General features: G+C 70.2%; 1 rRNA gene. It reads right to left on the bottom strand.

The window, feature by feature from the left end:
• Nucleotides 1-52: 52 nt before the first annotated feature.
• A 5S ribosomal RNA gene (rrf, locus tag DW180_RS04355) occupies nt 53-168 on the bottom strand.
• Nucleotides 169-339: the final 171 nt, after the last annotated feature.

The following is a 339-nucleotide window of genomic DNA, read 5'->3' as shown; positions in this document are numbered from 1 at the left end:
CCGCGAGGCCTCCCCCTTCTTCAAGTCATCAGACGGCTCGGTGCCGTCCACCGGTCAGCGGCGCCCTGGCCTCCCACGGGCTGGCCCCGCAGTACTCTCGGCGCGATGGGGCTTAGCTTCCGGGTTCGGAACGGGACCGGGCGTGCCCCCCATGCTCTGGCCGCTGACCGGTGGGCGGCGCCCACCGTTACGGTGTCCTGGGTCTCATCTACGTGCCCTGGGGGCCGCATGGCGCATAGGAAAGAAACTGACTCGGGGGCATCCTCGTGCCCGGACCGCGCATGAGCGCAAAGTCCCGCGGGCCGCGAGGTGCGGTTCCGGAAGAGCTCGGGCGATTAG

It is taken from the genome of Collinsella sp. AM16-21, from assembly GCF_003471905.1.
Classification (GTDB): Bacteria; Actinomycetota; Coriobacteriia; order Coriobacteriales; family Coriobacteriaceae; genus Collinsella.
Note: the sequence above shows the minus strand (reverse complement) of the source record. Positions and strands in the feature narration are given on the sequence as shown.